The organism is Mesorhizobium carmichaelinearum (genome assembly GCF_900199455.1).
In the GTDB taxonomy this organism is placed as follows: domain Bacteria; phylum Pseudomonadota; class Alphaproteobacteria; order Rhizobiales; family Rhizobiaceae; genus Mesorhizobium; species Mesorhizobium carmichaelinearum.
In genome coordinates this window covers 1-712 of sequence record NZ_FZQR01000141.1, presented here as the reverse complement: position 1 = coordinate 712, position 712 = coordinate 1, and the positions used below count along the sequence as shown (strand labels likewise).

Here is a 712-nt window from a genome sequence, read left to right as displayed (position 1 = left end):
GCCGAGCTGCCGGAGATCGTCGTTGAAGTCGCCGAGCCGCGGCTGCAGCACCAGGGCGAGGATCCCGGCCTCGCCTGCTCGCCGGCTGAGACGCTCGATGCCATGCCGGCCGGCGGCGTCCGCATCGGCCGCGATGTAGAGGCGGGTACAGCCGGGCGGGAAGATCAGGCCGGCGAGGTGATTGGCCGAGGCGGCGGCTGCCACCGGCAGGGCCGGCATCACCGTCCGGAGCGAGGCCATCGTCTCAAAACCCTCGCCGGCAGACATGACCGGAACAGACGTACCGGGCTGGAAGCCAAGCCAGATGCCGTTACCCAGAAGGTGCCCCAGCGAGCGGCGTGGATCGGCGACCCGCGCCTTGCCATTGCCCGCAGGATCAAGCCAGGTACGTTGCAGGCCGGCGATGCGACCATCGAGGCCGCTGAGGGCCGCGATCAGGGCAGGAAGCGTCTGCATCTCGCCCGTCACGAGATCCCGGTAATAGCAGGCGGGATGGAAGCGCAGGGCGCGCTCGCGCGTGGAAAGCAGAATGCCGCGGCCGGCAATGTAACGCTCGGCGAGGGTGCCGGCGATCGGCTGCGACAGGGCGAACAGGCGACGCGCGGCGTCGGGCGAACCGCGTGCCGCGGCAGGTTGGCGCTGCGCTCCAAGGGTCTGAGACTGCAGTCGGGACCGCGGCATGGCGAGGAAGCGACGCGCCTCGTCCGCGACC

1 protein-coding gene is annotated in these 712 nt (G+C 70.8%); it reads right to left on the bottom strand.

Annotated elements, in window-relative coordinates:
* Nucleotides 1–712: DUF7146 domain-containing protein (locus tag CKW40_RS42385; RefSeq protein WP_095205402.1), on the bottom strand; the 712-nt coding region annotated here is incomplete at both ends.